The organism is Allobosea sp. CS1GBMeth4 (assembly GCF_900185715.1).
GTDB lineage: Bacteria > Pseudomonadota > Alphaproteobacteria > Rhizobiales > Beijerinckiaceae > Allobosea.
Window position 1 is genome coordinate 206,299 of record NZ_FYAS01000019.1, and the last position, 20,767, is coordinate 227,065.

The window sequence follows — 20,767 nt, forward strand, 5'->3', positions numbered from 1 at the left end:
TTCAGCAGCGCCGCCATGGCCCAGGCCGTATTCCATCGCGGCAATGACGGCGATCCCGAGACGCTCGATTCGCACAAGACCTCCACGGTGAGCGAGGCTCACCTGCTGCGCGACCTCTCGGAAGGCCTGGTCATCCACCACATCAATGGCGAGGTCGTCCCCGGCGTCGCGGAAAGCTGGACGGTGGCCGCGGACGGCAAGAGCTACACCTTCAGGCTGCGTGCCAACGCCAAATGGTCGAACGGCGACCCGGTCACGGCAGGCGACTTCGTCTTCTCGTTCCGGCGCATGGTCGATCCGGAAACCGGAGCGAAATACGCCAACATCCTCTACCCGATCCGCAATGCCGAGAAGATCAACAAGGCGGCCGAGGGCGCCAGGCCCGAGGACCTCGGCGTCAGGGCGATCGACGACCGCACGCTCGAGATCGCGCTGGAGCGGCCGACGCCCTATTTCCTCGAACTGCTGACGCACCAGACGGGGCTACCGGTCCATCCGGCCTCCGTGCAGAAATTCGGCAAGGAGTTCGTGAAGCCGGAGAACTGGGTCTCGAACGGCGCCTATGTCCTCAAGGAATTCGTGCCGAACTCGCATATCCGGCTGGAGAAGAACCGGGCCTTCCACGACGCCGCGAACGTCAAGATCGACACGGTCCTCTACTATCCCAGTCCCGACCTCGCCGCCGCCGCCCGCCGCTTCATCGCGGGCGAGCTGCACATGACGACGGACATCCCGGCCGACCAGATCCAGCAACTGCGCGAAAGGCTCGGCAAGGAGCAGGTCAAGGTCGCGCCCTATCTCGGCACCTATTTCCTGATCGTCAACACCGCGAAGAAGCCCTTCGACGACCTGCGGGTGCGCCGGGCGCTCTCGCTGGTGATCGACCGCGAATTCATCGCCGAGGAGATCTGGTCCGGCACCATGCTGCCGGCCTATGGCGTGATCCCGCCGAACATCGGCAACTATGGCGAGCGGGCCGAAGCCGATTTCAAGGCCTCCTCCCCGCTCGACCGCGAGGAGGAGGCGAAGAAGCTGCTCGCCGCCGCCGGATTCGGCCCCGGCATGCCGCTGCGCGTCCAGCTGCGCTACAACACCACCGACAACAACAGGCGGACCGCGATCGCCATCGCCGAGCAATGGAAGGCGATCGGCGTCGAGACCAGCTTCATCAACACCGACGGCAAGACGCATTTCGCGCTGCTGCGCGACGGCGGCGACTTCGACATCGCCCGCTATGGCTGGATCGGCGACTATTCCGATCCGCAGAATTTCCTGTTCCTGTTCCAGAGCGACAATACGGGCTTCAACTCCGGCAAGTACAACAACCCGAAGTTCGACGCGCTGATGAAGCAGGCGGCCGACGAGATCGACCTTGCCAGGCGCGCCGCGATCCTGCGCGAGGCGGACGCGATCCTCGCCGCCGAGGTGCCCTGGATCCCGGTGCTGTACTATTCCTCGAAGAATCTGGTCTCGCCGAAGCTTCGCGGCTTCCAGCAGAACCTGCGCGGCGCGCTGCCGACGCGCTTCATGAGCCTGAGCCCGTGACGAGAAGCACGTCATGGCCGGGCTCGACCCGGCCATCTCAGGCCGAAGCGGGCGACCGCCAGCGATCATGAGATGCTCGGGTCAAGCCCGAGCATGACGTAGGGACCGCCCCGTGCTCACCTACATCCTGCGCCGTCTCTCCGCCGCGATCCCGACGCTGTTCGTGATCGTGACGCTCTCCTTCTTCCTGATGCGCGTCGCGCCTGGCGGGCCGTTCGATCTCGAGCAGCCGCTCGAGGCCAAGGTGATGGAGAACCTGCGGCGCATCTACAAGCTCGACCAGCCGCTGTTCCAGCAGTACCTGACCTATCTGGCGGCCCTGCTGCGCGGCGATTTCGGTCCTTCCTTCTATTTCCGCGATTTCTCGATCGCCGAGCTGTTCGCGCAAGGGCTGCCGGTCTCGATGCGGCTCGGCGCCTCGGCACTGCTGCTGGCGCTGGCGATCGGCGGCCCGCTCGGCATGCTCGCCGCCTTCCGCCAGAACCAGGCGGCCGACCATGCCGTGATCGGCTTCGCCACGGCCGGCATCACCGTACCCAATTTCGTCGTCGCGCCGGTGCTGCAGATCGTCTTCGGCCTGAGCCTGGCCTGGCTGCCGGTCGGCGGCTGGAACGGCGGGGCCTTCCGCAACACCGTGCTGCCGGTCGCGACGCTCGCCCTGCCGCAGATCGCCGTGATCGCGCGGATGACGCGCGCGGCGATGATCGAGACGCTGCGCGCCAACCATATCCGGACGTTGCGGGCCCAGGGTCTTTCGACCTCGACCATCGCGCTGCATGCAGCGCGGGCGGCGGCGCTGCCGGTCGTCTCGTATCTCGGCCCGGCGGCGGCGAGCCTGCTCACCGGCTCGGTCGTGGTCGAGACGATCTTCGCCATTCCCGGCATCGGCCGCTATTTCGTCGAAGGTGCGCTCAACCGCGACTACACGCTGGTGATGGGCACGGTCGTCGTGGTCGCGATCTTCGTGCTGCTGTTCAACCTCGTGGTCGACGTGCTCTACGCGCTGCTCGATCCGCGCGTCAGGCTGGACTGAGCCGATGAGCGACACCGCCGCCTTCACCGTCCCGCCCGCCGGCCGCTCGCTCTGGCAGGACGCCCGCATCCGCCTGCTGCGCAACCGCGCCGCCGTGGCGAGCCTGGTGGTGCTGGCGCTGATGGCGCTCGGCTGCGTCGTCGGCCCGCTCCTGACCGGCCACCCTTACGACCGGGTCTATCAGGACTATGTCCGCGTCCCCGCCAGCCTGTCCTCCTACCCCAAGGCCGAGGCATTGCCCGGCGCCGTGCAGCGCATCGCCGCTCGGATCCGGGCGACGCCGAGCGAGATCGCGGCGCGGAGCGACCGCGTCCGGCTGGTGCTGACCGCGCAGCGGCCGATCGACCAGCGCCTGCTCGTCTATTTCGACCGCTCCGACCAGTTCGGCACACCGGTGATCGCCGGAAGCGAGCAGGAGGGGCGGCGGCTCGTCCTGGAGGTGCCGGTAAAGCGCCGCCATTTCCTGTTCGGCACCGACTCGAACGGCCGCGACCTCCTCACGCGCACGCTGATCGCCGGCCGCGTCTCGCTCGCCATCGGCCTGCTCGCCACCGGTGTCGCCCTGGTGATCGGCGTCGCCTATGGGGCGACCGCCGGCTATCTCGGCGGGCGCATCGACATGGTGATGATGCGCATCGTCGATGTGCTCTATTCGCTGCCCTTCATCTTCTTCGTGATCCTGCTGGTCGTCTTCTTCGGCCGGAACTTCGTCCTGATGTTTCTCGCCGTCGGCGCGATCGAGTGGCTCGACATGGCCCGTATCGTCCGCGGCCAGGCCCTCTCGATCAAACGCCATGACTATGTGCTGGCCGCCGAGGCGCTCGGCGTCTCGACCGGCGGCATCCTCAGGCGCCATGTCATCCCCAACACGCTCGGGCCCGTGATCGTCTACGTCACGCTGCTGGTCCCGAAGGTGATCCTGCTCGAGAGCTTCCTCTCCTTCCTGGGCCTCGGCGTACAGGAGCCGATGACGAGCTGGGGCGTGCTGATCTCGGACGGCGCCCGCGCCATCCAGGCGACGCCGTGGATGCTGATCTTCCCCGCCGCCTTCCTGGTGACGACGCTGTTCTCGCTCAACTTCCTCGGCGACGGCCTGCGCGACGCGCTCGATCCCAGGGATCGCTGAGATGGGCGCCCCCATCCTCGCCATCCGCGACCTCAAGGTCCGCTTCCGCACCAATGACGGGCTGTGCGAGGCTGTGCGCGGCATCGATCTCGATGTCGGCCCCGGGGAGTTCGTCGCGGTGGTCGGCGAATCCGGCTCCGGCAAGAGCCAGAGCGCGATGGCGGCGATGGGGCTCCTCGCCAGCAATGGCGAGGCGTCAGGCACCGTCCGCTATCGCGAGGTCGACCTGCTCGCGCTGCCGCCCGCGGCCCTGAACGGCTATCGCGGCCGGAAGCTCGCGATGATCTTCCAGGAGCCGATGACCTCGCTCGACCCGCTGTTCCGGATCGGCACGCAGATGGCGGCGCCCCTGCGCCAGCATCGGGGCCTGTCGCGCAAGGCGGCGCGGGCGCGGGCGCTGGAGCTGCTGAAGCTGGTCCGCATCCCGCATCCGGAGCGCCGGCTCGATTCCTATCCGCACGAGCTCTCCGGCGGCCAGCGCCAGCGCGTGATGATCGCGATGGCGCTCGCCAACGATCCCGACATCCTGATCGCCGACGAGCCGACGACGGCGCTCGACGTCACCATCGAGGCCGAGATCCTCGCGCTGATCGCCGAGCTCCGGCAGCGGCTGGGCATGGCCGTGATCCTGATCAGCCACGATCTCGGCCTCGTCCGCAAATATGCCGAGCGCGTCTATGTGATGAAAGCCGGCGAAGTCGTCGAGAGCGGCCCGGCGCAAGCGATCTTCGAGGCGCCGCAGCACCCCTACACCAGAGCGCTGCTCGCCGCCGAGCCGCAGGGCCGCAAGACCCCGCCACCGCCGGACGCGCCCGTTCTGCTCGAAGCCCGCGGCCTGCGCGTCAGCTTCGACCTGTCGCGCGGCTTCCTCAAGCGCGACCGCGTCGTGCTGCACGCCGTCGACGGCGTGGACCTGACGCTGAGGCGCGGCCAGACCATCGGCATCGTCGGCGAATCCGGTTCGGGAAAGTCGACGCTCGGGCGCGCTTTGCTCAAGCTGCTGCCCGCGTCCGGCCTCGTGCGCTTCGAGGACCGGGCACTGGGCCCGCTCGACCGTGCCGCGATGCGTCCCCTGCGCCGGAGCCTGCAGGTCGTGTTCCAGGACCCGTTCGGTTCGCTCTCGCCGCGCCTCACCATCGGCGAGATCGTCACCGAGGGACTGCTGGTGCACGAGCCGGGCCTCTCGCGCGCCGAACGCGAACGCAAGGCGGCGGCGGCGCTGACGGAGGTCTGCCTCGATCCGGCGCTGCGCAACCGCTATCCGCACGAATTCTCGGGCGGCCAGCGCCAGCGCATCGCGATCGCCCGCGCCATGATCCTGCATCCGGCGCTGGTCGTGCTCGACGAGCCGACCTCGGCGCTCGACCGCACCATCGAGGCGAGCATCGTCGCGCTGCTCAAGGATCTCCAGGCGAGGCACGGCCTCTCCTATCTCTTCATCAGCCACGATCTCGCCGTCGTCCGCGCCATGGCCGACGAGATCATGGTGATGAAGGACGGCAGGGTCGTCGAACGCGGACCGACCGAGGCGATCTTCGAGACGCCGCGGGAGGACTATACCCAGCGCCTGATCGCCGCGGCGCTGAAGCGCTGAAACGGAAAACGCCGCCTCGCGCAGCGAAGCGGCGTTCCGCCGGTCTCCGGCCAGGGGAAGCCACCGACACCGGCTAAAGTATTCCTATTATCGCATTTTCCTCACGCGAACCGGTATCCACGTCGCTCGAAAATGCTCTGACCGTCAGTTCTCGACATAGGTGATCTTGCCGTCCGCGCCCTTCTTCCAGGTGTAGACGGTGTAGTCGAGATTGGTGCGATCGCCCTTCTTGTCGTAGGACATGTCGCCGAGCACGGTCTTGAACGTCATGCCCGAATGCATCGCGGCGGCGATCTTCTTCGGGTCGAGCGATTTGGCCTGCTCGGCCGCCTGCTTCATGATCTGGACCGCGGCGTAGGAGTAGAGCGTATAGGCCTCGGGATTGATGCCCTTGGCCGCGAAGCGCTTGACCACCTCGGCCGCCGCGGCGCGCTTGCGCGGATCGGGCGGGAAGGTCATCAGCGTGCCCTCGGTGCCCGGACCGCCGATGACGGCGTATTCGTCGGAGGTGATGCCGTCCGCGCCCATCGCCACCGTCGTCAGGCCCTGGTCGCGCATCTGGCGCACGATCAGGCCGAGCTCGGTGTGCAGCCCGCCCCAATAGAGCAGATCGGCCTTGGCGGCCTTGATCTTCGAGACCAGCGCCGAGAAGTCCTTCTCGCCGGTGTTGACGCCTTCATAGAGCACTTCCTTGATGCCCGCCGCGTGCAGGCCCTTGCGGGTCTCGTCGGCAAGCCCCTGGCCATAGGTCGTCTTGTCGTGGACGACGGCGACGACCTTGCCCTTGAAGGTCTTGGCGATGTGGCCGGAGGCGACGACGCCCTGCTGGTCGTCGCGTCCACAGGTGCGGAACACGTTCCAGAGACCGCGTTCGGTGATCTTCGGATTGGTCGCCGACGGGCTGATCATCAGCATGCCGTTCTCGGCATAGACCTCGGATGCCGGCATGGTGACGCCGGAGTTGAAGTGGCCGACGACGAGCTTGACGCCGTCGCCGACGAACTTGTTGGCGACCGAGACGCCCTGCTTGGGATCGCCGACATCGTCGCCGCTCGAAAGCACGATCGTCTGGCCGAGGATGCCGCCCGCGGCATTGATGTCGGCCACCGCCTGCTCGACCCCGTTCTTCAATTGCGCGCCGAAGGCGGCGCTCGCGCCGGTCATCGGGCCAGCGACGCCGAGCTTGATCTGCGCCAGCGCCGCGCCGTGCGACATCGCGAGCACGCCCGCGGCGAGCGTCGCGACCCAATAGGTTCTCATCTCCGTTCTCCTCCACGGTCCAAGCCGTGGCCGGACGCTACGTCGCTTGCCTTAACCTGTAAATCTGAGATAGCTGGTTACATGACAGTCGATCGCACAGGCGGCCCCAGCCGCGCCGGTTCCTTGCCGCTCGTGGCGAGCGAGCTCGCCTTCGATTTCACCAACACCACCTCCGATCGCGGCGGTCCCAACCAGCTCGAGCATCTGCGCGAAGGGCGCGACGTGGTGATCTGGGCGCGTCACGCCAAGGTGATCAGCGACAGCGACCGGGATGCCGCCCTGGCCGCCGTGGCCGCTGACGAGGCGCTGGCGGGGCGCCTGCTCGACGAAGCGCTCGAGCTGCGCGACACGATCTACCGGATCGGCCTCGCGCTCAGCCGCCGCCAGCCGCCGGCAGAGGACGACCGGACGCGACTCGCTGCGATCCATGCGCATTGCCTGGCCTGCGCGAAGCTGTCTCCCTTCGGCGACGGCTTCGTCTGGCGCTGGGATTCGCAGCTGACCCTGAGCGAGGCGATCCGCGGGCCGATCGCACTCTCGGCGCTGACCGTGCTGACCCAGCAGAACCTCGCCCGCATCAAGCAGTGCGAGGGCGACCATTGCGGCTGGCTGTTCTTCGACACGACCAAGAACCGGCTGCGGCGCTGGTGCGAGATGGCGGTCTGCGGCAACCGCGCCAAGGTCCGCGCGTTCAGGGCCCGGCATTTCGAAGCGAAGACGACCGGCTGAAGGCATGTCCGCCGCGCGAACCGGCATCCGCTTCGCCCGAGCCTGCTCCAGCGCCGCCCTGCATCGGACGCCGGTCGGCACGCCGGCACGCGATCTCGCCTCGCGCCTCAGGCTCGGCTAGGAAGGTCCGTCCTTCCCGCATGAGACCCTCTCCATGAGCCGCATCGTCTACGTCAATGGCGCCTATCTCCCCGAGGAGGAGGCCAAGATCTCGATCTTCGACCGCGGCTTCATCTTCGGCGACGGCATCTACGAAGTCTCGGCGGTGCTCGGCGGCAAGCTCGTCGACTGCGAGGCGCATCTCGCCAGGCTGGAGCGCTCGGCGGGAGAGCTCGGCCTCGCCCTGCCCTGGTCGAAGGCCGAACTGGTTGCGATCCACGAGGAGCTCATCGCCCGCAACGACCTGGACGAAGGCAGCATCTATCTGCAGGTGTCGCGCGGCGCCGCCGATCGCGACTTCGCCTTCCCCAAGGATGCGAAGCCGACCCTGGTCCTGTTCACGCAGGCGCGGCAGTTCGCCGACACGCCGCTGGCAAGGACTGGCATCAAGGTGGTCAGCACGCCCGATCTGCGCTGGGCCCGCCGCGACATCAAGAGCGTCAACCTGCTCGCTCCGGTGCTGGCCAAGCAGTTCGCGGCCGAAAGCGGCGCGCAGGAGGCCTGGATGGTCGAGGACGGCGTCGTCACCGAGGGCGCCTCGTCGACGGCCTGGATCGTCAAGGGCAAGACCCTGATCTCGCGCCCGCTCTCGCACAAGGTGCTGCCCGGCATCACCCGCAAGGCCGTGCTCGCCTTCCTGGCCGAGAGCGGGTTCTCCTTCGAGGAGCGCGAGTTCACGCTCGAGGAGGCGCTCGACGCCGAGGAAGCCTTCATCACCTCGGCGACCAGCCTGGTGATGCCGGTGACGACGATCGACGGCCACAGCATCCACAACGGCGCGCCCGGCCCGGCGACGCTCCGGCTGCGCGAGATCTATCTGGAGTACGCCCGCAAGGGCGGCGTGCTGGGCTGAATGCGCGTCATGCTCGAGCTCGACCCGAGCACCTCAGGACAAGAACGCGCCCTATCCTGCGAGAGATTCTCGGGTCGCTGCTACGCCGCGCCCGAGAATGACGGCAACTCCACCCGCTCTCCCATGACATAGGTCGCGACGACGTTGCGCTCGTCGCCGAGCGTGACCAGGACGAAGAGCTCCTCCGCCAGCTCGCGCACCGTCTCCAGCCGGTGCGCCATCGCCCGTGTCGCGGCGGGGTCGAGCACGACGATATCCGCCTCGCGCCCCGGCTCGAACGAGCCGATCAGGTGATCGAGGCCGAGCGCCGCGGCATTGCCCAGCGTGATCGCGTGCAGCGCCGCGAAGGCCGAGAGCGACTGGCCCTGCAACTGCAGGATCTTGTAGGCTTCCGCCATTGTGCGCAGCATCGAATAGGAGGTGCCACCGCCGATATCGGTCGCGACCGCGACCTTGACGCCCTCGTGCCGGGCGCGGGCCCAGTCGAACAAGCCCGAGCCGAGGAAGAGGTTGGAGGTCGGGCAGAAGACCGCGACCGCGCCATGCTCGGCGAAGGCGCGCCATTCGCGCTTCGTCATATGGATGCAGTGGCCGAGGAGGCTCCTGCAGCCGAGCAGCCCGTAATCCTCGTAGATGCCGGCATAGTCGGCGGCGTCCGGATAGAGCTCGCGGGCGAAGGCGATCTCGGCCCGGTTCTCGTTGATATGGGTCTGGACGAAGCAGTCGGGATGCTCCTCGACCAGCCTCTGCGAAGCCGCCATCTGCTCCGGCGTCGAGGTCACGGCGAAGCGCGGCGTGATCGCGTAGAGCTGGCGGCCCTTGCCGTGCCAGCGGCCGATCAACGCCTTGCTGTCGGCGTAGCCGCTTTCGGCGGTGTCGGTCAGCGCCGGCGGGGCATTGCGGTCCATCATCACCTTGCCGGCGATCATTCGGGTGTTGCGCCGGTGCGATTCTGTGAAGAAGGCCTCGGCCGACCGCTTGTGCACGGAGCAATAAACCGCCGCCGTGGTCGTGCCGCTCGCCAGCAATTCGTCGAGCAGGAAGGCGGAGAGCTTCTCGGCATGGCCCTGCCGGGCAAGCTTCTGCTCTTCGACGAAGGTGTATTTGTTGAGCCACTCCATCAATTGCGCGCCATAGGAGGCGATCACCTGCGTCTGCGGCATGTGGAGATGGGCGTCGATGAAGCCCGGCATGATCAGGTGCGGGCGATGATCGGCGATGACGGCGCCCGCCGGCAGCGTCGGCATGAGTTCCTTCGCCTCTCCGGCGGCGCGGATCAGGCCGCCTTCGATGACGAGCAGACCGTCCTCGACATGGCGATGCGCGGCCTCGCCCGCCCGGTGTGGATCGTCGACGAACCAGAGAAGCCGGCCGCGCAGGGCCGATACCGCACCGTCTTTGCTCAAGGCTCGCCGCTCCGGCTCAAATCGCGATCATATCTGCACCAAATGAAAGCTTCCGGCCAAGCCGCGAACGTGCCTAATCTCAGGGCATGAACCCGATTTGCGAGCGGCAGTGCCGCGATGCGTGAGAACGTGCGTTTCCTGCTCGGTGACGAGCTGGTCGAGATCGCATCCTGCGATCCGACCCGCACCGTGCTCGACTGGCTGCGGCTGGACCGGCGCCGCACCGGCACCAAGGAGGGCTGCGCCGAGGGCGATTGCGGCGCCTGCACGATCGTCGTCGGCCGGCTCGACGGCGGCCGGCTGCGCTATGAGGCGATCAACGCCTGCATCCGCTTCCTGCCGACGCTGGACGGCTGCCATGTGCTGACGGTCGAGCATCTCAGGGGTTCCGACGGAGCGCTCCACCCGGTGCAGCAGGCAATGGTCGACTGCCACGGCTCGCAATGCGGCTTCTGCACGCCCGGCTTCGTGATGTCGCTGCTGGCGCTCTGGCTGAACGAGAGGTCCCTTTCGGTCCAGCGCATCGAGGACGCCCTCGCCGGCAATCTCTGCCGCTGTACGGGATATCAGCCGATCATCGCCGCCGCGCAGCGCATGAATGCCGCCGGGCGCGAGCAGAACCGCTTCGTCGCCGCGATGCCGACGATCACCGCCCGGCTGAAGGCGCTCGCGGACGAGGAGACGATCGCGATCGGGAATGGCGAGCGCCATTTCTACGCTCCCGCCACGGTCGAGGCGCTGGCCGAGCTCGTCAGCGCCCAGCCGCAGGCGACGCTTGTCGCCGGGGCGACCGATGTCGGGCTCTGGGTCACGAAGGGCATGCGCCGACTCGATTCGGTGATTTCTCTCGGCCGGATCGACGCATTGCGCGAGATCTCCGACGAGGGCGATCATCTGCGCCTCGGCGCGATGGCGAACCAGATCGCCGTGCGCGCGGCGCTCGCCGGCATCTCGCCGCAGCTCGACGAGATGATGCGCCGTTTCGGCGGCGAGCAGGTGCGCAATGCCGGCACGATCGGCGGCAATATCGCCAATGGCTCGCCGATCGGCGACCTGCCGCCAGCGCTGATCGCGCTCGGCGCGACGCTGGTGCTGCGCAAGGGCAACGAGCGCCGGGAGCTCCCGCTCGAAGCCTTCTTCCTCGACTACCGCAAACAGGACCGGCGGCCGGGCGAATTCGTCGAGGCTGTGCTGGTGCCGAAGCTGCAGGCGGGCGCACTCTACCATATCTCGAAGATCTCGAAGCGCTTCGACGAGGATATCTCCGCGGTGTGCGGAGCCTTCCATCTGCGACTGGACGAGACCGGCCGCGTCAGCGATGCCCGGCTCGCCTATGGCGGCATGGCCGGCATCCCGAAGCGGGCGAAGGCAGCGGAAGCGGCCCTGCTCGGCCGTTCGTGGGACAACGCCGCGGCCGCAGCCGCCTGCGCCGCGCTGGCCGAGGATTTCACGCCGCTGACCGACATGCGCGCCTCGGCCGCCTACCGGCTCAAGGTCGCCGGCAACCTGCTGCGTCGCTTCCTGATCGAGACGACTGCTCCCCGGACCGCGACCCGTGTCGCTGGCCTGCTGGCGGAGGCCGGCCATGGCTGACGCGCGCAAACGGCTCGACGCCTTTGAATCCCGGCCGATCGTCGGCTCGCCGCTGACGCATGATTCCGCCGAGAAGCATGTCGCCGGCGAAGCCCTCTACATCGACGACATCGCCGGGCCGGCGGGTCTCGCCCATGCCTGCCTCGGCCTCTCGACCATCGCGCATGGCAATCTGCTCTCGCTCGACCTCTCGGCCGTCGAGGCAGCGCCGGGCGTGCTCGCTGTCGTGACGGCCGCCGACATTCCCGGCGAGAACGACATCTCCTCGACGCATCGGCACGACGAGCCGGTGTTCGCGACGACGGAGATCCTGCATCACGGCCAGCCGCTCTTCGCGGTCGTCGCCGAGAGCCGCGAGCAGGCCCGCCACGCCGCGACGCTGGCGAGGGCGACCTGTGACGAAGGGCCTCCCCTGCTCGACGTCGCCGCTGCGCGTGCCGCCGGCTCCGATCTCGTCACTGAGCCGCTGAAGCTGGAGCGCGGCGACATCGCGGCCGCCCTCGCGGCGAGCCCGCGCCGGCTGAAGGGATCGATGGCGATCGGCGGCCAGGATCATTTCTATCTGGAGGGCCAGATCTCGCTCGCCATCCCCGGCGAGGACCAGGACATGCTGGTGCTGTGCTCGACCCAGCATCCGAGCGAAGTCCAGCACATGGTTGCCCAGGTCCTCGGCGTCGGCGCGCACGCGGTCACCATCGAGGTCCGGCGCATGGGCGGCGGCTTCGGCGGCAAGGAGACGCAGGCGAACCTCTTCGCCTGCGTCGCGGCGCTCGCCGCCCGCAAGCTGAAGCGGCCGGTGAAGCTGCGGCCCGATCGCGATGACGACATGATCGTCACCGGCAAGCGTCATGATTTCGTCGTCGACTACGAGATCGGCTTCGACGACGAGGGCCGCATCCACGCGGTCGATGCCGTCTATGCCGCGCGCTGCGGCTGGAACGCCGACCTCTCCGGCCCGGTCACCGACCGCGCTTTGTTCCATATGGACAATTGCTATTTCTATCCGGCGGTGCGGGCCCGTTCGGAGCCCCTGCGCACGCATACGGTCTCGAACACAGCCTTCCGCGGCTTCGGTGGGCCGCAGGGCATGGTCGGGGCCGAGCGCCTGATCGAGGAGGTCGCCTACGCCACCGGCCTCGACCCGCTCGATGTGAGGAAGCGCAATCTCTATGGCGGCGAAGGCCGCACGGTCACGCCCTATCATCAGCCGGTCGAGGACATGATCGCCGCCGAGGTGATCGACGATCTCGAGCACTCCTGCGATTACCGCGCCCGTCAGGCGGCGATCCGTGCGTTCAACCGCGAGAGCCCCGTCGTCAAGCGCGGCATCGCGCTGACGCCGGTCAAGTTCGGCATCTCCTTCACCGCCACCTGGTACAATCAGGCCGGCGCGCTGGTGCATGTCTATACCGACGGCACGGTGGCGCTGAACCATGGCGGCACTGAAATGGGCCAGGGGCTCCACCAGAAGGTGGCCCAGGTCGTGGCCCAGGCCTTCGGCATCGGCCTCGACCAGATCAGGATCACCGCGACGACGACCGGCAAGGTGCCGAACACTTCGGCCACGGCCGCCTCCTCCGGCTCCGACCTCAACGGCATGGCGGCGCTCGACGCCTGCGAGACGATCAAGGCAAGGCTCGCCGCCTTCGCCGCCGAGCATTGGCAGGAAAAGCCGGAAGCGATCGCCTTTCTGCCCGGACACGTGCAGGTCGGCGCGCGCGAGATCGGCTTCGCCGATTTGGCCAGGGCAGCCTATATGGCCCGCGTCCAGCTCTCCGCGACCGGCTTCTATGCAACGCCGAAGATCCATTGGGACCGCAAGGCAGGCAAAGGCCACCCGTTCTACTATTTCGCCTATGGCGCCGCCGCCGCCGAGGTCGCGGTCGACACGCTGACCGGCGAATACAGGGTCGAACGCGTCGATATCCTGCACGATTGCGGCAACTCGCTGAACCCGGCGATCGACAAGGGCCAGATCGAGGGCGGCTTCCTGCAGGGCATGGGCTGGCTCACCACCGAGGAACTGGTCTGGGACGAGAAGGGCAGGCTCAAGACCCATGCGCCCTCGACCTACAAGATCCCGGTCGCCTCCGACCGGCCGCGCATCTTCAACGTCGCGCTGCTGGAGAACGCCCCCAATCGCGAGCACACCATCCATCGCTCCAAGGCGGTGGGCGAGCCGCCGCTGATGCTGGCGATCAGCGTTCTGCACGCGCTCTCGGACGCCGTCGCCAGCGTCGGCGATCACCGCTTCTGCCCGAGGCTCGACGCGCCGGCGACGCCGGAGCGGGTGCTCGACGCGGTCGAGCGGGTGCGGGCGCTGGCGGAGGCGGCGCGATGACGCTCGCCGACTTCCTCGCCGCCAACCTGAAAGACGGCGCCGTCATCGTCCGCATCGCCGATGTGCAGGGCTCGACCCCGCGCGAGGCCGGCGCGACCATGATCGTCAGCGCCCGCGGCAGCGCCGGCACGATCGGCGGCGGCCAGCTCGAATTCCACTGCCTCGATCTCGCCCGCATCCTCCTCGACAGCGGCGGGCCGCAACAGGTCGCCGACATCCTGCTCGGCCCGCAGATGGGGCAATGCTGCGGCGGGCGCGTGCGGGTCGCGATGGAGAGGGCGACCGCAAGGCACCTGGGGACGCTCAGGCAGGACGAGGCAAAGGCCGCAGCCGAGCGGCCGCAGGTGCTGATCTTCGGCGCCGGCCATACCGGCAAGGCGCTGGCGTGCAGCCTCGCCCTGCTGCCCATCGCGGTGACTGTGATCGACGACCGGCCAGGCCAGTTCGCCGACGTGCCGGAGGCAATCACCTGCCTGCATCTCGACGACTCTGAAACCGCGATCGCCGCAGCCCGAGCCGGCTCGGCCTTCGTCGTCCTGACCCACAGCCACGCCCTCGATTACCGCCTCGCCGAGGCGGCGCTGCTGCGGGGCGACGCTGCCTATGTCGGCATGATCGGCTCGGGCACCAAGCGCGCACGGTTCGAGGCCAGCTTCCGCCGCCGCCATCCCGGCAGCGACGCCTTGAGGCATCTCACCTGCCCGATCGGCGGATCGGATGTGCATGACAAGCGTCCCGCGGTGATCGCCGCCTTGACGAGTGCCGAGTTGGTGCGTTGCTTGCTTGGCAGGAAGGCCAGCAAACGCGCGAGGACACCGAACCGTCATGACGCAGCCGCCTGATCAGACGGCGCCTTCGCGCCTGGCGCTCGCGCATGTCTCGAAGAGCTTTCCCGGGGTAAGAGCTAATCACGACATCAGCCTGTCCGTCCGCCCCGGCGAGATCCATGCCCTGCTCGGGGAGAACGGCGCCGGCAAGTCGACTCTGGTCAAGATCATCTACGGCGTGCAGCGTGCCGACGAGGGCGAGATCCGCTTCGACGGCCGGCCGGTGGAGATCGCCTCGCCCAAGGCGGCGCGCCAGCTCGGCATCGGCATGGTCTTCCAGCATTTCTCGCTGTTCGACGGCATGACCGTGCTGGAGAACATCGCGCTCGGGCTGGACGAGACGGTGCCCGCCGATGAGCTGAAGGCGCGGATCAGGACGATCCTCGACAGCTATTCGCTGCCGCTCGACCCGGATCGCGAGGTGCACACGCTCTCGGTCGGCGAGCGCCAGCGCATCGAGATCGTGCGCTGCCTGCTGCAGAAGCCGAAGCTGCTGATCATGGACGAGCCGACCTCGGTTCTGACGCCGCAGGAAGTCGAGCGCCTGTTCGGGACCCTGCGCCAGATCGCCGGCCAAGGCTGCTCGATCCTGTACATCAGCCACAAGCTGCACGAGATCAAGGCCTTGTGCGAGACCGCGACCATCCTGCGCGGCGGCAAGGTCGTCGCGACGTGCGACCCGCGCGTCGAGACGACGCGACGCATGGCCGAATTGATGATCGGCGCCGAATTGAAGAGCATCGAGCGGCCGGCCGGCGGCGGCGGGGTCGGTCCTGCCCGGCTCAGCGTCGAACGCCTCGACATGCCGGGCGAGCCGCCCTTCGGCACCAGCCTGAAGGGCGTCACCTTCTCTGCCCAGGCCGGCGAAATCCTCGGCGTCGCCGGCGTCGCCGGCAACGGGCAGGCCGAGTTGCTGATGGCGCTCTCGGGCGAGCATACTGCGGGCCGTGCCGATGCGATCAGGCTCGACGGCCGGCCGATCGGTCTCGCCGACGCCGGCGCACGCCGCGCCGCCGGCCTCGCCTGCGTGCCCGAAGAGCGCAACGGCCACGCCGCCGTGCCCGATTTCTCGCTCGCCGACAACGTCGTGCTGACCGCGCGCCATCGCCTGCCCCTCGCCCCGTCCGGGCTGATCCGCCAGGGGCCGGTCGAGCGCTATGCGGGCGAGGTCATCGCCCGCTTCGATGTCCGCACCACCGGCCCCGCGGCGCTGGCCGGCTCGCTCTCGGGCGGCAATCTGCAGAAATTCATCATGGGCCGCGAGATCGGGCAGAAACCCGAGGTGCTGGTTGTGGCGCAGCCGACCTGGGGCGTCGATGCCGGCGCCGCCGCGGCGATCCGGCAGGCCCTCGTCGATCTCGCCGCGCAGGGCTCGGCCGTCGTGGTGATCTCGCAGGACCTCGACGAGCTGCTCGAACTGTCGGATCGGCTTTGCGTGATCAACGAAGGCAGGCTCTCGGCGGCGCGGCCCGTCGCATCGCTGACGCTCGACGAGATCGGCCTGATGATGGGCGGTATCCACGGCGAGAGCTCCGGGGCGGAGCCGGCGCATGCTTGAGTGGCGGCGCCGGCGCGAGCCCAGCCGGGCGATGCTCTATCTGAGCCCGCTGATCGCGATCGGACTCACCATGGCGACGGGCGTGCTGGTCTTCGGCGCGATCGGCTATGACGGCCTTCGCGCCGTCGCGGCGATCTTCGTGGCGCCGCTGATCGAGCCGCAGCGCTGGCCCGATCTCGGCGTCAAGGCCGCGCCGCTGATCATGATCGCGCTCGGCCTCGCCATCGGCTTCCGCGCCAATGTCTGGAACATCGGCGCCGAAGGGCAATATGTGATCGGCGCGATCGCCGGCACCGGCGTCGCACTCCTGACCCACGACATGACCGGCTGGTGGATCCTGCCGGCCATGGCGCTCGCCGGCATTCTCGGCGGCGCTGCCTGGGCGGCGATCCCTGCCCTGCTGAAGGTCAGGCTGCAGGTCAGCGAGATCCTGACCAGCCTGATGCTGACCTATGTCGCGGTACAGTTCCTGTACTACCTCGTGCGCGGCCCGTGGAAGGACCCGGACGGCTTCAACTTCCCGCAGACCCGGATGTTCAGCGCCGACCAGACCCTGCCGGCGGTCGCCGAAGGCTCGCTCGTCCATCTAGGCGTGCCGCTCGCGGTCCTGCTCGCGCTCGTCGCCTGGTTCGTCATGAGCAAGACCGTCGCCGGCTACGCCGTGCGCGTCGTCGGCCGCGCGCCGGCGGCCGCACGCCATGGCGGCTTCGATGCCGACCGCGTCACCTGGGCGACCCTACTCGCCGGAGGCGGCCTCGCCGGCCTTGCCGGCCTGTTCGAGGCGGCCGGCCCATTCGGCCAGCTCACGCCGCAATTCCCGGTCGGCTACGGCTTCACCGCGATCATCGTCGCCTTTCTCGGCCGGCTCTCGCCCCCCGGCATCGTCTTCGGCGCGCTGGTGCTGGCCGTGACCTATGTCGGCGGCGAGATCGCCCAGAGCACGGTGCGCCTGCCCTCGGCCGCGACCGGCATGTTCCAGGCACTGCTGCTGTTCTTCCTGCTCGCGACCGATGTGCTGGTGCGCTGGCGGCTGGTCTTCAGAGCGAGGCCGGCATGAACGAACGGCCTACAGTGCTTCTCGGATCGCGCGACAAGCCCCCTCTCCCCTTGCGGGAGAGGGTCGGGGCGAGGGGTCGCGCGACGGTTCCGGCCGTGCGCCTTTTGAAACGCCAATCGGCAACGCTAGCGCGACCCCTCATCCGGCCGCTGCGCGGCCACCTTCTCCCACAGGGGGAGAAGGGAAGGCTTACCCCATGACCGCCGCCATCCTCGTCTCGATCTTCATGACCCTCGCCGCCGCGGCGACGCCGATCCTGCTTGCGGCGCTGGGCGAGCTCGTCACCGAGAAGGCGGGCGTCCTCAACCTCGGCGTCGAGGGCATGATGCTGTGCGGCGCCGTGGCGGGCTTCGCCGTCGCCTATTCCAGCGGAAGCGTGGCGCTCGGGCTCCTCGCCGCGACCGTGGCCGGCGTCGCGGCGGCGATGGTCTTCGCGCTGCTGACGCTCGGCCTCGGCTCCAACCAGGTCGCGACCGGCCTCGCCCTGACGATCTTCGGCATCGGCGCCTCCTCGCTGATCGGCGCCGGCTTCGTCGGGCGCACGATCGACCGGCTCGGGCCGCTCTTCCCGGCCGACTATGCGGCGCATCCCTGGCTGCGCCTCGCCTTCGGCCATGACGCGATCGTCTATCTCTCGCTCGCGCTCGTCGTCGCGGTCAGCCTGTTCCTGCGGCGGACGAAGGCCGGGCTGATCCTGCGCGCCGTCGGCGAGAACGCCGACTCCGCCCATGCCATCGGCTATCGCGTGCTGGCGATCCGCGCGGCCGCGACCGCCTTCGGCGGGGCATTGGCCGGGCTCGGCGGCGCCTATTTCTCGCTGGCGCTGACCCCGATGTGGGCCGACCGGCTGACCGCGGGCCGCGGCTGGATCGCACTCGCCCTCGTCGTCTTCGCGGCCTGGAAGCCCGGCCGGCTCCTGGCCGGCGCCTATCTCTTCGGCGCGGTCGCGACCTTCGAGCTCCAGGCCAAGGCGGCCGGCTGGAGCCTCATTGCGCCCGAGGTGCTGGCGATGACACCCTATCTTGCGACGATCATGGTTCTGACCATGATGTCGCTGGGACGACGGACCGGCGGACGGGATGCGCCCGCCTGCCTCGGCAAACCTTTCCCGACGCCCTGACGGCGCCGCAACCGACAACGGGGAACACGACCATGTCGACCATCATCACCCGCCGCACGCTCCTGGCCGGCGCAGCCGCGAGCTCGGTCCTGCCGTTCGCCGGCGCGCGTGCCCAGGCGCCGTTCGGCGTCGGCTTCATCTATGTCGGTCCGATCGGCGACCATGGCTGGAGCTGGACGCACGACCAGGGCCGCAAGGCGCTGGAGAAGGAATATGGCGACAAGATCAAGACCAGCTTCATCGAGAACGTCGCGGAGGGGCCGGATGCGGTGCGCGCCATCCGCCAGCTCGCCCAGGCCGGCAACCAGCTGATCTTCACCACCTCCTTCGGCTTCATGAATCCGACGATCCAGGTCGCCAAGCAGTTCCCGAAGATCAAGTTCGAGCACGCCACCGGCTATCAGCGCGCCGAGAATGTCGCGACCTACAATGCCCGCTTCTACGAGGGCCGCGCCGTGATCGGCACCATCGCCGGGCACATGTCGAAATCCGGCCAGGCCGGCTACATCGCCTCTTTCCCGATCCCGGAGGTCGTGATGGGCATCAACGCTTTCCACCTCGCGGCGAAGAAGGTGAACCCGAACTTCAAGACGAAGGTGATCTGGGCCTCGACCTGGTACGACCCGGCCAAGGAAGCGGACGCGGCCAAGGCCCTGATCGACCAGGGCTGCGACGTGATCAGCCAGCACACCGACAGCCCCGCCGCCCTGCAGGCGGCCGAGCAGCGCGGCGTCTTCGCCTTCGGCCAGGCCTCCGACATGAAGGCGTTCGCGCCCAAGGCGCAGCTCTCGGCCATCGTCGACGATTGGTCGGGCTACTACGTCAAGCGCGTCAAGGAGGCGATGGACGGCAGCTGGAAGAGCGGCGACGTCTGGGGCGGCATCAAGGACGGCATGGTCAAGCTTGCGCCCTATAACGACGCCGTGACGCCGGCGGCCCGCGCCGCCGCCGACGAGGTGCAGAAGGGCATCGTCGCCGGAACGCTCCATCCCTTCACCGGCGAGCTCAAGGACCAGAAGGGCACGCTGCGCCTGAAGGCGGGCGAGACCGCCTCGGACGAGATCCTGTCCAAGATGGACTGGTATGTCGACGGCGTGCAGGCGTAAGGCGGCAGTCAAGCCAGCGTCATGCTCGGGCTTGACCCGAGCATCTCTTGCCGGTGGATGCGCGGTCAGCGCCTTCTCGTCACGAGCTTCTCGGGCCTGCGCTTCGCTTCGCCCGAGAATGACGCTCTTCGCCACGCAAGAAATTCCCCATGAGAACCCCCTTGCAGATATTTTAAGCTTGAAACAATATGGCTGAGGCCGCCGTCTGGACGGGGATGGGGAACCCCGCCGGCGGCGCATTTGGCAGGTCCCGGGAGGACATCAGACATGACGCTCAAATTCAGCCTGTCGCTCGGTGCCGGCGTGCTCGCGCTCGGCCTCTCGGCCGCGCAGGCGCAGGAGCCCTTGAAGATCGGCGTGGTCAGCGTGCTGACCGGGCCCGCGGCCGCGCTCGGCCAGCAGGTCCGCGACGGCTTCCAGCTCGCGGTCGACCAGAACGGCGGCAAGCTCGGCGGCGTGCCGGTGCAGATCACCGTGATCGACGACGAGCTCAAGCCGGACGTCGCGGTCGGCAAGGTGCGCGGCTTCGTCGAGGGCGGCAAGGTCGACTTCGTCGTCGGCCCGGTGTTCTCGAACATCCTCGGCGCGATCGCCAAGCCGGTGCTCGATTCCGGCGCCTTCCTGATCAGCCCGAACGCCGGACCGTCGACCATGGCGGGCAAGGCCTGCCACCAGAACTTCTTCGTGACCTCGTACCAGAACGACCAGGTCCACGAGGTGCTGGGCAAATACGCGCAGGACCAGAACTACAAGAAGGCCTATATCATCGCGCCGAACTACCAGGCGGGTAAGGACTCGCTCGCCGGCTTCAAGCGCTACTTCAAGGGCGAGGTCATCGACGAGGTCTATGTCCCGCTGAACGCGCTCGACTTCTCCGCCGAGCTCGCCAAGATCGCCTCGGCCAAGCCTGACGTCGTCTTCGCCTTCCTGCCCGGCGGTCTCGGCGTCAACTTCGTCAAGCAATGGTCGCAGGCGGGGCTCACCGGCAAGGTGCCCTTCCTCTCGGCCTTCACGGTCGACGAATCGACCCTGCCGGCGCAGCAGGACGCTGCGGTCGGCATGTTCGGCGGCATGACTTGGGCCCCGAACATGGACAACCCGCAAACGAAGAAGTTCGTCGCGGCCTATGAGGCGGCCTACAAGATCGTGCCCGGCTCCTACGCCCAGCAGGCCTATGACGCGGCGCAACTGATCGACTCCGCGGTCAAGGCCGCCGGCGGCACGGCCGACAAGGACAAGCTGCGCGCCGCGATCAAGAAGGCGGACTTCACCTCGCTGCGCGGCAAGTTCAAGTTCAACACCAATGGCTACCCGATCCAGGACTTCTACCTGGTCAAGGTCGCCAAGCGGCCGGACGGCAAGTTCCAGACCGAGATCGCCCAGAAGGTGTTCGCGGATTACGCCGACCCGCACGCGAAGGATTGCGCGCTGAAGTGACGCGAAGCGTCATCCTCGGGCGG

General features: G+C 68.2%; 16 protein-coding genes. 14 read left to right on the top strand and 2 right to left on the bottom strand.

Translation table 11 applies throughout. The annotated features are described in order from the left end of the window. The first annotated feature begins 15 nt into the window (after positions 1-15). The 4 genes from CS1GBM4_RS12325 to CS1GBM4_RS12340 all read left to right on the top strand — a co-directional run bounded on the left by CS1GBM4_RS12325 (position 16) and on the right by CS1GBM4_RS12340 (position 5,298). A complete protein-coding gene (locus tag CS1GBM4_RS12325; protein ID WP_244607188.1) occupies positions 16-1,545 on the top strand; it encodes a peptide ABC transporter substrate-binding protein in 1,530 nt (509 codons plus the stop codon). A 112-nt stretch (positions 1,546-1,657) separates the two neighbouring features. Beyond that, on the top strand, positions 1,658-2,578 hold the full coding sequence (locus CS1GBM4_RS12330; RefSeq protein WP_186419010.1) for an ABC transporter permease subunit: 921 nt from the start codon (positions 1,658-1,660) through the stop codon (positions 2,576-2,578). Positions 2,579-2,582: 4 nt separating this feature from the next. Further along, positions 2,583-3,704, top strand: a complete 1,122-nt coding sequence (locus tag CS1GBM4_RS12335; protein ID WP_186419011.1) for an ABC transporter permease subunit — start codon at positions 2,583-2,585, stop codon at positions 3,702-3,704. A gap of 1 nt (position 3,705) precedes the next feature. After that, positions 3,706-5,298, top strand: coding sequence for an ABC transporter ATP-binding protein (locus CS1GBM4_RS12340; protein ID WP_186419012.1), 1,593 nt, complete (start codon positions 3,706-3,708; stop codon positions 5,296-5,298). Positions 5,299-5,442: 144 nt separating this feature from the next. Here CS1GBM4_RS12340 and CS1GBM4_RS12345 read toward each other — a convergent pair whose 3' ends face one another. Beyond that, positions 5,443-6,558 carry a branched-chain amino acid ABC transporter substrate-binding protein gene (locus CS1GBM4_RS12345; RefSeq protein WP_186419013.1) on the bottom strand — a complete coding sequence of 372 codons (1,116 nt, stop codon included), beginning with the start codon at positions 6,556-6,558 and terminating at the stop codon, positions 5,443-5,445. 81 nt (positions 6,559-6,639) lie between these two features. On the opposite strand from CS1GBM4_RS12345, the gene CS1GBM4_RS12350 reads away from it, so the two are divergent. Together CS1GBM4_RS12350 and CS1GBM4_RS12355 are read left to right on the top strand one after the other, a co-directional pair. Further along, positions 6,640-7,287 carry a CGNR zinc finger domain-containing protein gene (locus CS1GBM4_RS12350; protein WP_186419014.1) on the top strand — a complete coding sequence of 216 codons (648 nt, stop codon included), beginning with the start codon at positions 6,640-6,642 and terminating at the stop codon, positions 7,285-7,287. A gap of 154 nt (positions 7,288-7,441) precedes the next feature. Next, the gene (locus tag CS1GBM4_RS12355; protein WP_186419015.1) at positions 7,442-8,299 is read left to right on the top strand and encodes a D-amino-acid transaminase; all 858 of its coding nucleotides are present in this window, start codon (positions 7,442-7,444) and stop codon (positions 8,297-8,299) included. An 80-nt stretch (positions 8,300-8,379) separates the two neighbouring features. On the opposite strand, the gene guaD is transcribed toward CS1GBM4_RS12355, so the two are convergent. Further along, entirely contained in the window at positions 8,380-9,705 is a 1,326-nt protein-coding gene (gene guaD / locus CS1GBM4_RS12360) for a guanine deaminase (protein ID WP_244607189.1), read from the bottom strand. A gap of 117 nt (positions 9,706-9,822) precedes the next feature. On the opposite strand from guaD, the gene xdhA reads away from it, so the two are divergent. The 8 genes from xdhA (at position 9,823) to CS1GBM4_RS12400 (ending at position 20,744) form a co-directional block, all read left to right on the top strand. Beyond that, positions 9,823-11,298, top strand: a complete 1,476-nt coding sequence (gene xdhA, locus CS1GBM4_RS12365) for a xanthine dehydrogenase small subunit (protein ID WP_186419016.1) — start codon at positions 9,823-9,825, stop codon at positions 11,296-11,298. After that, a complete protein-coding gene (gene xdhB / locus CS1GBM4_RS12370; protein ID WP_186419017.1) occupies positions 11,291-13,639 on the top strand; it encodes a xanthine dehydrogenase molybdopterin binding subunit in 2,349 nt (782 codons plus the stop codon). The genes xdhA and xdhB overlap by 8 nt, the downstream gene beginning before the upstream one ends. Next, positions 13,636-14,481 carry a xanthine dehydrogenase accessory protein XdhC gene (xdhC, locus tag CS1GBM4_RS12375; protein ID WP_244607190.1) on the top strand — a complete coding sequence of 282 codons (846 nt, stop codon included), beginning with the start codon at positions 13,636-13,638 and terminating at the stop codon, positions 14,479-14,481. The genes xdhB and xdhC overlap by 4 nt, the downstream gene beginning before the upstream one ends. Then, the gene (locus tag CS1GBM4_RS12380) at positions 14,465-16,024 is read left to right on the top strand and encodes an ABC transporter ATP-binding protein (RefSeq protein ID WP_186419018.1); all 1,560 of its coding nucleotides are present in this window, start codon (positions 14,465-14,467) and stop codon (positions 16,022-16,024) included. The genes xdhC and CS1GBM4_RS12380 overlap by 17 nt, the downstream gene beginning before the upstream one ends. Continuing rightward, positions 16,017-17,081, top strand: a complete 1,065-nt coding sequence (locus CS1GBM4_RS12385) for an ABC transporter permease (protein WP_186419019.1) — start codon at positions 16,017-16,019, stop codon at positions 17,079-17,081. The genes CS1GBM4_RS12380 and CS1GBM4_RS12385 overlap by 8 nt, the downstream gene beginning before the upstream one ends. A 196-nt stretch (positions 17,082-17,277) precedes the next feature. Next, a complete protein-coding gene (locus CS1GBM4_RS12390) occupies positions 17,278-18,201 on the top strand; it encodes an ABC transporter permease (protein ID WP_186419020.1) in 924 nt (307 codons plus the stop codon). Positions 18,202-18,233: 32 nt separating this feature from the next. Next, positions 18,234-19,307 (top strand): BMP family ABC transporter substrate-binding protein, encoded by a 1,074-nt coding sequence (locus CS1GBM4_RS12395; protein ID WP_186419021.1) that lies wholly within the window; start codon positions 18,234-18,236, stop codon positions 19,305-19,307. Between the two features lie 267 nt (positions 19,308-19,574). After that, positions 19,575-20,744 (top strand): ABC transporter substrate-binding protein, encoded by a 1,170-nt coding sequence (locus tag CS1GBM4_RS12400; RefSeq protein WP_186419022.1) that lies wholly within the window; start codon positions 19,575-19,577, stop codon positions 20,742-20,744. The last annotated feature ends 23 nt before the right edge of the window (positions 20,745-20,767 follow it).

What these genes read in the sequence shown, in the direction of transcription:
- CS1GBM4_RS12395 (WP_186419021.1), top strand. Translation starts at nt 18,234, where the DNA reads ATGTCGACCATCATCACCCGCCGCACGCTCCTGGCCGGCGCAGCCGCG.
- xdhC (WP_244607190.1), top strand. Translation starts at nt 13,636, where the DNA reads ATGACGCTCGCCGACTTCCTCGCCGCCAACCTGAAAGACGGCGCCGTC.
- CS1GBM4_RS12385 (WP_186419019.1), top strand. Translation starts at nt 16,017, where the DNA reads ATGCTTGAGTGGCGGCGCCGGCGCGAGCCCAGCCGGGCGATGCTCTAT.
- CS1GBM4_RS12340 (WP_186419012.1), top strand. Translation starts at nt 3,706, where the DNA reads ATGGGCGCCCCCATCCTCGCCATCCGCGACCTCAAGGTCCGCTTCCGC.
- CS1GBM4_RS12350 (WP_186419014.1), top strand. Translation starts at nt 6,640, where the DNA reads ATGACAGTCGATCGCACAGGCGGCCCCAGCCGCGCCGGTTCCTTGCCG.
- CS1GBM4_RS12325 (WP_244607188.1), top strand. Translation starts at nt 16, where the DNA reads ATGGCCCAGGCCGTATTCCATCGCGGCAATGACGGCGATCCCGAGACG.
- CS1GBM4_RS12400 (WP_186419022.1), top strand. Translation starts at nt 19,575, where the DNA reads ATGACGCTCAAATTCAGCCTGTCGCTCGGTGCCGGCGTGCTCGCGCTC.
- CS1GBM4_RS12380 (WP_186419018.1), top strand. Translation starts at nt 14,465, where the DNA reads ATGACGCAGCCGCCTGATCAGACGGCGCCTTCGCGCCTGGCGCTCGCG.
- xdhA (WP_186419016.1), top strand. Translation starts at nt 9,823, where the DNA reads ATGCGTGAGAACGTGCGTTTCCTGCTCGGTGACGAGCTGGTCGAGATC.
- CS1GBM4_RS12355 (WP_186419015.1), top strand. Translation starts at nt 7,442, where the DNA reads ATGAGCCGCATCGTCTACGTCAATGGCGCCTATCTCCCCGAGGAGGAG.
- xdhB (WP_186419017.1), top strand. Translation starts at nt 11,291, where the DNA reads ATGGCTGACGCGCGCAAACGGCTCGACGCCTTTGAATCCCGGCCGATC.
- CS1GBM4_RS12335 (WP_186419011.1), top strand. Translation starts at nt 2,583, where the DNA reads ATGAGCGACACCGCCGCCTTCACCGTCCCGCCCGCCGGCCGCTCGCTC.
- CS1GBM4_RS12390 (WP_186419020.1), top strand. Translation starts at nt 17,278, where the DNA reads ATGACCGCCGCCATCCTCGTCTCGATCTTCATGACCCTCGCCGCCGCG.
- CS1GBM4_RS12345 (WP_186419013.1), bottom strand. Translation starts at nt 6,558, where the DNA reads ATGAGAACCTATTGGGTCGCGACGCTCGCCGCGGGCGTGCTCGCGATG.